The organism is Rummeliibacillus sp. POC4 (assembly GCF_003576525.1).
Classification (GTDB): Bacteria; Bacillota; Bacilli; order Bacillales_A; family Planococcaceae; genus Rummeliibacillus.
This window is the reverse complement of record NZ_QWUA01000061.1, coordinates 20,346-28,226: the sequence shown is the minus strand read 5'-3', so window position 1 is coordinate 28,226 and position 7,881 is coordinate 20,346. Positions and strand designations below refer to the sequence as shown.

Sequence of the window (7,881 nt, the reverse complement as noted above, 5' to 3'; positions counted from 1 at the left end):
ACTCCCTTTTTAATTTAGTTCTGCATGTAAAAAATCTATATGTTTTGACTATTCGTTTGACAATTATTTATATTCCCTTTAGATTTATGTAAAATCTCATATAACACAAGGGAGAAATTTCAAATGCTAATTAAGAAAAAAATTAAAATGGATAATACAAAAGGTGTAAACAGTATTAATGGGGTTTTATCTTTTCAAGGGGTTATTTTAAATGTACATTGTTTTGTAAGTGATGGGGTTCTGATTGATACTGGTGGAAAAAGATTACTTAAACACTTTGCTCCTTTCTTATTGGAACAAGATTATGACCAAGTTTGGATTACACATCATCATGAGGATCATACAGGTGGTGCAGCTTTTATAGAGAATACAATCAAAGTTCCTATTTATATTCATAAAAAGTCGTTGGATGCCGCTAGTAACAAGCCTGACTATCCCCTATATCGGCAACTCTTTTGGGGAAGAAGGAAAAGTTTTCACGCTAATCCCTTTTCAGACACAATGCCTTCTCGAAATTCCATGTGGGAGATTATTGAAACACCAGGTCATACTAAGGATCATCTTGCCTTTTTAAATCGCCAAACGGGACAACTTTTTACAGGTGACCTATATGTCACGCCGAAAACAAAAGTTATCATGCAATCTGAAAGTATCCCTACTATTATCAAATCATTAGAAAAAGTAATTGCATATCAATTTGATGATGTATTTTGTCAACACTCAGGATATGTAGAGGATGGCCGAAGGATGCTAGCGGCAAAGAAAGAGTATTTAGAAGAAATTCAACATAAAATTTTAACACTTCATAAGAACGGTTTTACTATTAAGGAAATTCAAAAGCAACTATTCCCCCAAAAATACGCGATTACAAAATTCTCATCTGGTGATTGGGACTCTATTCATATTATTAATTCTGTTATTTTTGATCAAAATTAAAAATCAATAAGAAAAGGTGTAACGCTTATTCACACATTACACCTTTTCCTTACTATTTAATTACACCACAAGCTATACGATCTCCTGAGTTTCCACTCGGATCTGTAATATAATCATCTTTGTCTGCATGGATGATAAATGCACTACCATTATCGTCAAATAATGAATGCTCTGCTCCTTTTTCAATCGTGAAATCTTTCGTTGTAAATTCTACATCTACAGTTCCATCTTCCTCCACCTGAATATTTGGCAAATCCCCTAGATGATAGCCTTTTGGATTATTATATCCGTGCTGTTTTTGTGTTGGATTAAAGTGTGCACCAGCTGATTCGAACTTTGGTTTTTCACAAATACCTACTTCATGAATATGAATGCCATGAGTACCTGGAGATAAATCTTTTAATTTTAAGTCAATCTTTACTCCTTGGTCAGTCTGTGTTAAATTTGCAGTTCCAATATCTTTTCCCTCAGAATTGATAAAATCAGCTTTTGCTGTAACACTTTTTTCCCCATTAACAGCTTTCATTTCACTACCTTCTTTTGATGCCGAACATCCTGCTATTAAACTAATTGTTGCAATGATTAAAAGAATTTTTTTCATTTACTAACACTCCTTTTTTGTCAGACTGTACAAAAAAGTGTGTATTTAATCAAAAACCTCTTTAAAATAGGATCACTTTCGATTATCGAATGCATTGTTTTTTTAGTAAGTATCTTATATCATCTTCAATAAAGCTTCTTCACCAATCATGCCTTTTGTAATCCCAAGTTCTTCTGCTTCAAACGTAACAGATTCTAAAGGAGCGTATAATAATTCCTCAATTGTTTTGACACCAACAGCTCTACCCGCAACAATTTTACGGTCAGCTAATCTAGTATTCAAAAGTCCCACATCTAAAGCTCCACACATAATATACCCTTTGTCATTAGAAATAGTGAATAACGTTGTCTTTGGCAAAAAAACAGAAACCGCAGTGAACGAATGCCCTTGAATAATTAATGTCTCTGTAGAAACCATTTTTATCCCTCCTCCATATATACATATGGGACTGAAAGAAAAGTGGTTCTACTAATTTTTGAAAAGAATTCATTTCAAATTTTTCAATTAAACGCAACTTTGATTATGATTTAAGTTTTCTAAATTTTAATCCATCCTTCTATAATCCTCATTCATCTTTAAAATCCTCAGTTTCATCTACCAACTATTGCCACCTATAATCTGCTCCTATAAAATATAAACCAATATTTCATAGGAGGATTTGACATGACTAATATCGATGAATTATTACATACTTTACCAACTACCGCTATTTCTGACGCACTTGCTGGTACGACTAATTTAAATGCTGCTATAAAGCCTTTACAAGATCACTTTCATATTGCCGGACGTGCAGTAACTGTACGCTTACCAATCGGAGAAAATGGTGCATTATTAGAAGCGATTCGCATCGCTCAACCCGGTGCAATTTTAGTTGTTGATGCCAAAGGAGATACAAATCGTGCGGTTGCAGGTGATTTCGTTATCTCCTTAATGAAAGGAATGGACATTCAAGGACTTGTTGTTGATGGCGTAATTCGCGATATTCAAGCAATTCGGGAATTAGACTTCCCTGTTTTCAGCTTAGGTACAACGATTGCCGCAGGGAATAAATTTGGTGGTGGTGTTATTCAAGTTCCAATTGCAGTCGGTGGAATGAGTGTGCAACCTGGAGATTTTATCGTTGGCGATGCGGATGGTGTAGTTGTTATTCCTCAAACTCAAGTTCATGATGTTATACAAAAATCACTAAATAAACTCGAAAAAGATGAAGCTCGTGCTCAATCTGTATCTGGTGGAAAAGATGAAATTATTGCCTATTTAGATCAAGTTTTAGGAAATACAAAAGTATAGCCATCAAATGGCTGCCCTGGTTTAACAACAGGGCAGCCTCTTATTTATATTGACTTTATTGTTTGAAGACATAAATGACAGCAGCTTCATAAACGCTTAACAAATGCTAATAACATTATTCATTTAATAACAATTGCTCCGCATATTTTTTTGAAGTTCTTATTTCAACTGTTAGTGAGCTGTTTCCATAATATGTTTTGATTAAGAACGGAACACCGCTGTTATTCTGAAATCTAAAATCTAAAGCACCATATGAAACCGTTGCATCTCTTCCTTTTGGAACGTATCCAATATCGATTGAATGATGGTGTCTTTCTATATATTTTACATTTATTTTATCTATTGCGTTAAAAAGCGTTGAGGATGTTTGGCAAACTCCTCCCCCAATTCCCATTACCAGTTTTTTATTAATAATTTCAGGTGCGGGTTGATATCCACTCGCTTGGTCCCTCGGTCCAACCATCAGGTTAAATGAAAAATGATCTCCATTTCCAACAATGATATTGTTTAAAGCTTTTGCAGAAAGCTCTATATTTTTGTTTCTCTTTTCTTTTGTACGATTAAAATAGGTTGTATAGGAAGCAACTGCAACTTCACTAAATGTTGATACCTCATCTGGATTATAATTACTATGTGTTACATAAATCGGTAATTCTACGACACCACCAATAACAGATGTCTTCAATATCCTATCTACTAGTTCATTTTCTTTTAGAATAACAAAAGGATTTCCTTTTAAAATACTTCCATCTTCACCTATTTTATCAAGTTTCATCCTTTGGTCATACCCTTTTGTTGTTTCGGTACCCCTTGCTATTTCTTTTGCTATATCCTTTACCTCATTCACATACTCTTCATAATTAGTATCAAACCATATCTCTTCAGGAGAAAAGGTTCTGATCACTTCTGAAGTATTTGGATCTACAATTTTAATATCATTAGAATTATTTACTTCGACTTTCTTATCAATTCCTTCTGCTATTACCTCAACTTGTTGCTCATCTTCTGATATCTTTTTATCTACTCCTTCTTTATTTATCGACTTTCCAAAACATCCTGCTAAACCAATTGAGCATGTTAATAATAAACCGAACATCCTTTTTTTCATCACAAACTTATCGAACACCCACCTCTTATATATTTTGCTTAAATATTGTATTCAATTGAATTTGAATCTGTGTGGTCCTTTTTAGACACATTATTTACATATACCAAAACGTTTTATAACAGACAAATTAGGCAATAAATATATTATGTCGAATAATTTGGAGGAAATCATATGTCTAATAGTAAGGATGAGCAATTAAAGAGATTTACAATCAATAATGAAAATGAATCTCCCTTAACAACAAATCAAGGTTTAAAAATGACGGAAGATGAATTTTCTTTGAAAGCAGGTTTGCGTGGTCCTACGTTAATGGAGGACTTTCATTTTCGTGAAAAGATGACTCATTTTGATCATGAACGTATTCCAGAACGTATTGTTCATGCACGTGGTGTAGGTGCACACGGTATTTTCCAACTATACGAATCATTAGAAGATTATACTAAGGCTAATTTTCTAACAGATACGTCAAAAATCACGCCAGTTTTTGTTCGTTTTTCCACTGTACAAGGTTCGAAAGGATCAGCTGATACAGTGCGAGATGTTCGTGGTTTTGCAACTAAGTTTTATACTGACGAGGGTAACTTTGATTTAGTCGGAAATAATATGCCGGTATTCTTTATTCAAGATGCGATAAAATTCCCTGATTTTGTGCATGCTGTGAAACCAGAGCCGAACACAGATATTCCTCAAGGTGCCAGTGCCCATGACACTTTTTGGGACTTTGTTGGACAAAATCCAGAAACTGCACATATGGTCATGTGGATTATGAGTGATCGCGCCATTCCTCGAAGTCTAAGAATGATTGAAGGCTTTGGCGTTCATACTTTTCGTCTTATAAATCAGAATGGCAAAGCACATTTTGTAAAATTTCATTGGAAGCCAAAACTAGGTCTACATTCATTAGTTTGGGATGAAGCACAAAGAATATCCGGCAAAAACCCAGACTTTCATCGACAAGATTTGTACGATGCCATCGATCAAGGTGAATATCCAGAATGGGAGTTAGGATTACAAATTATTCCTGAAGAAAATGAACATCAATTTGATTTTGACATTTTAGATCCAACAAAATTATGGCCAGAAGAGGATGTACCTGTAAAACTGGTTGGAAAATTAACGTTAAATCGAAATGTCGATAATTTCTTCGCAGAAACAGAACAAATTGCTTTTCATCCAGGGCATGTAGTTCCAGGGATTGATTTTACGAATGATCCACTTTTACAGGGACGGTTATTTTCTTATACGGACACGCAACTCTCACGTCTAGGTGGACCAAACTTTCATCAAATCCCTATTAACCGACCTGTATGTCCATTTACGAATAATCAGCGCGACGGAATGCATCAAATGATCATCCACAAAGGTCAAACTAGCTATCATAGAAATGCCTTAAACTACAATCAACCAGCTCCAGTACCACCAGAAGAAGGTGGCTATGAGCATTATCAAGAAAAAGTGGATGGACGACAAATTAGAGGTAGAAGTGAAAGCTTCTTAGATTTCTTCTCCCAAGCAAAATTATTCTACAATTCTCTTGCTACGTATGAAAAAGAGCATTTATTAAATGCCCTATGTTTTGAAATTGGAAAATGTAAAACTGAGATGGTAAAGATCAATGCAGTAGCTATTTTAAATCAGATTGATCGACAAATGGCTGAAGAAGTGGCCAATACGATTGGTGTTCCTTTACCTAAGGAAAATCATGAAGTGGATTCAACTAAAAAATCTCCTGCCCTTAGCATGGCCAATACAATTTTTAAAGCGGATACAAAAAAGGTCGCCATTTTACTTAACGGAACACCAGATGAAACTTTATTAAGAGAATGGATGATGAAGTTATTAGAGAATAAAGTAAATTATTGTTTAGTCGATAAAAAAATTTATGAGTTAAATCAAATAGGGAAAATTTCTGAAACATATGATATTGCAGACCCAACCCTATTTGATGCAGTGCTATTAATAAGTAGTGATTCAAATATCGATACACGAGCATTAGAATTTATTGATACTGCATATAAGCATTATAAGCCCATTGCCTTATCACTAAGTCACCCAAAATCTATCGAATTCAGTCGTGTAAAATTAAATTCCCCAGGCGTTTATGATTTAACCAGCCTAAAGATTAATCCATTTATTAATGGTATTGCAAAAGGACGATTTTGGGATAGAGAAGTATAAAAATTCACTTTTTCGCATATCTTTTTAATTATTTATATAACCCAATGAGCCAAAAGCAAATTTGGGTTATTTTTCGTGGTATTTATATATAATCCTTTTTCCTTTTAGAATAATTTTGTATAATTAACATATAAGGTAATAACTTCAATAGTAGATTCTAAGAGATTATTAATCGAAACGGGGGATGCGAATGGAAAAGTCTAAGGAGATTATGTTAAAAATGCAACATCTAGTTCCAAGAATACTCCAATGGTTTCTCAATATTTGTTTGATCATATTAGCCTTATTTTTAGCCATTTTAATGGTTAAAGAACTTATTGTTTTTTTCGAAATACTTTTCAGTCATCATAAGACCACTCACGAACATGAGGTCTTTTTTGCGAACATCTTAATCTTCTTTCTCTACTTTGAGTTTATCACCATGATTGTTAAATACTTTAAAGAGGACTATCACTTCCCACTACGGTATTTCATCTATATCGGTATAACTGCAATGATTCGACTTGTAATTATTGACCATTCGGATGCAAAAAGTATGCTTCTTTATGCATTTGTTATATTATTGCTCATCATCAGCTACTTCATTATCAACATTACCCCTCTAGAACGCCCTATGAAAATATTTTATAAGAGAAAAACTAAAATAGAATAGTGCTGTATTAAATCTCCAATAATTATGAAATAATTCAAAATTATAATATAGAATTTCAAACATTATTAACAGATTAGGATTCTCATAAAAGCCTCAATTATTCGACAACATTATACTAAATTTACGAATATTTATATGTAATTTATTGTATTTTAGTGGGTGATAGATTATATAAAATACTTAATAATGATTATGCAAAAAAACTGACAATACTACGCGCACCTGCAGGATATGGAAAGACAACAATATTAAGTCAATGGTTACACAAAACTAATACAACCATAGCGTGGTTATCGATTGATTCAGCAGATAATGACCCCATGCGATTTTGGCAATATATTATTAATACGCTTTCTGAAGTTACACAAACTGATATCAATTTAGAACTCTCCTCACTATTATCTTCTCAAGATCCATCCAATTTAGAGTTCTTAATAGATTCTTTTATAAGTGAAATTAGCAATATTAATCAAAAAATCTCCATGATTCTCGATGATTATCATCTAATTAAAAATGAGACTATTCATTCGATGCTAACACAATTCATCGAGTATTTGAAAGTATAAATGAGAATAAGGTGCCTCTTTCATACGTAAATTATTTGCTTGAAAGTTCTGATTCATCAGATCATCGATTTGAATCACTTACATCGCGCGAGATGGAAATATTAACTTTACTATCTAAAGGTGCAACAAATAAAGAAATCGCCAATCAGCTTTATCTTTCTGAAGGTACTGTTCGTGTATATTTAACAAATATATATAGTAAATTAGGTGTCAATTCACGTTCTAAAGCAATGCTTTTATTAAAATAAATAATTTCCCCTTATAAAAGCATATTTAAGAATAAAACATCACACAGTGGATATTTCGTCTTCATCCATTGTGTGTCAGTTGAACCAATCATAAAGTTCAGGTCTTATCCCCTTATAGTTACAGCTGAGTATTGATTTGTTTTTCGAAGTGTCTTAGTATTCAAACACCCTTACGACAACAATGTACGCATTTTGACAAAATACTTCATTTTTCTGAATTTTAATAATAATTATTCCCTAGGAAATATTTTCGATATTTCGAAGAGAAATTTTTCAATGATCTTTTAGTAGAATCTGAATTC

Annotated in this window: 9 protein-coding genes; 6 read left to right on the top strand and 3 right to left on the bottom strand. The window is 33.2% G+C overall.

The features are described from left to right. The first annotated feature begins 123 nt into the window (after window positions 1–123). Complete coding sequence (locus D1606_RS14490; RefSeq protein WP_119416735.1) at window positions 124–936, top strand: MBL fold metallo-hydrolase; 813 nt, start codon at window positions 124–126, stop codon at window positions 934–936. 52 nt (window positions 937–988) lie between these two features. Here the strand turns inward: D1606_RS14490 and D1606_RS14485 are convergent, their stop codons facing one another. Then, window positions 989–1,537, bottom strand: coding sequence for a superoxide dismutase family protein (locus D1606_RS14485; RefSeq protein ID WP_119416734.1), 549 nt, complete (start codon window positions 1,535–1,537; stop codon window positions 989–991). Window positions 1,538–1,651: 114 nt separating this feature from the next. After that, the gene (locus tag D1606_RS14480; RefSeq protein ID WP_119416733.1) at window positions 1,652–1,954 is read right to left on the bottom strand and encodes a YunC family protein; all 303 of its coding nucleotides are present in this window, start codon (window positions 1,952–1,954) and stop codon (window positions 1,652–1,654) included. Between the two features lie 246 nt (window positions 1,955–2,200). Between D1606_RS14480 and D1606_RS14475 the strand changes: the two genes are divergently transcribed. Then, a complete protein-coding gene (locus D1606_RS14475) occupies window positions 2,201–2,827 on the top strand; it encodes an RraA family protein (protein ID WP_119416732.1) in 627 nt (208 codons plus the stop codon). A gap of 115 nt (window positions 2,828–2,942) precedes the next feature. On the opposite strand, the gene D1606_RS14470 is transcribed toward D1606_RS14475, so the two are convergent. Then, a complete protein-coding gene (locus D1606_RS14470; RefSeq protein WP_369973811.1) occupies window positions 2,943–3,953 on the bottom strand; it encodes a VanW family protein in 1,011 nt (336 codons plus the stop codon). A gap of 153 nt (window positions 3,954–4,106) precedes the next feature. Here D1606_RS14470 and D1606_RS14465 point away from each other — a divergent pair, with 153 nt between their 5' ends. From D1606_RS14465 to D1606_RS14450, 4 genes are all read left to right on the top strand, one after another. After that, the gene (locus D1606_RS14465) at window positions 4,107–6,113 is read left to right on the top strand and encodes a catalase (RefSeq protein WP_119416731.1); all 2,007 of its coding nucleotides are present in this window, start codon (window positions 4,107–4,109) and stop codon (window positions 6,111–6,113) included. Window positions 6,114–6,303: 190 nt separating this feature from the next. Further along, window positions 6,304–6,765, top strand: a complete 462-nt coding sequence (gene psiE / locus D1606_RS14460) for a phosphate-starvation-inducible protein PsiE (RefSeq protein WP_119416730.1) — start codon at window positions 6,304–6,306, stop codon at window positions 6,763–6,765. Between the two features lie 155 nt (window positions 6,766–6,920). Further along, on the top strand, window positions 6,921–7,331 hold the full coding sequence (locus tag D1606_RS14455; protein ID WP_119416729.1) for a hypothetical protein: 411 nt from the start codon (window positions 6,921–6,923) through the stop codon (window positions 7,329–7,331). A gap of 11 nt (window positions 7,332–7,342) precedes the next feature. Next, window positions 7,343–7,579 (top strand): response regulator transcription factor, encoded by a 237-nt coding sequence (locus D1606_RS14450; protein ID WP_233548121.1) that lies wholly within the window; start codon window positions 7,343–7,345, stop codon window positions 7,577–7,579. Window positions 7,580–7,881: the final 302 nt, after the last annotated feature.

Bases quoted from the DNA above. Each gene is read 5' to 3' on its own strand.
- D1606_RS14490 (WP_119416735.1), top strand. From the start codon at position 124: ATGCTAATTAAGAAAAAAATTAAAATGGATAATACAAAAGGTGTAAAC.
- D1606_RS14485 (WP_119416734.1), bottom strand. From the start codon at position 1,537: ATGAAAAAAATTCTTTTAATCATTGCAACAATTAGTTTAATAGCAGGA.
- D1606_RS14480 (WP_119416733.1), bottom strand. From the start codon at position 1,954: ATGGTTTCTACAGAGACATTAATTATTCAAGGGCATTCGTTCACTGCG.
- D1606_RS14475 (WP_119416732.1), top strand. From the start codon at position 2,201: ATGACTAATATCGATGAATTATTACATACTTTACCAACTACCGCTATT.
- D1606_RS14465 (WP_119416731.1), top strand. From the start codon at position 4,107: ATGTCTAATAGTAAGGATGAGCAATTAAAGAGATTTACAATCAATAAT.
- psiE (WP_119416730.1), top strand. From the start codon at position 6,304: ATGGAAAAGTCTAAGGAGATTATGTTAAAAATGCAACATCTAGTTCCA.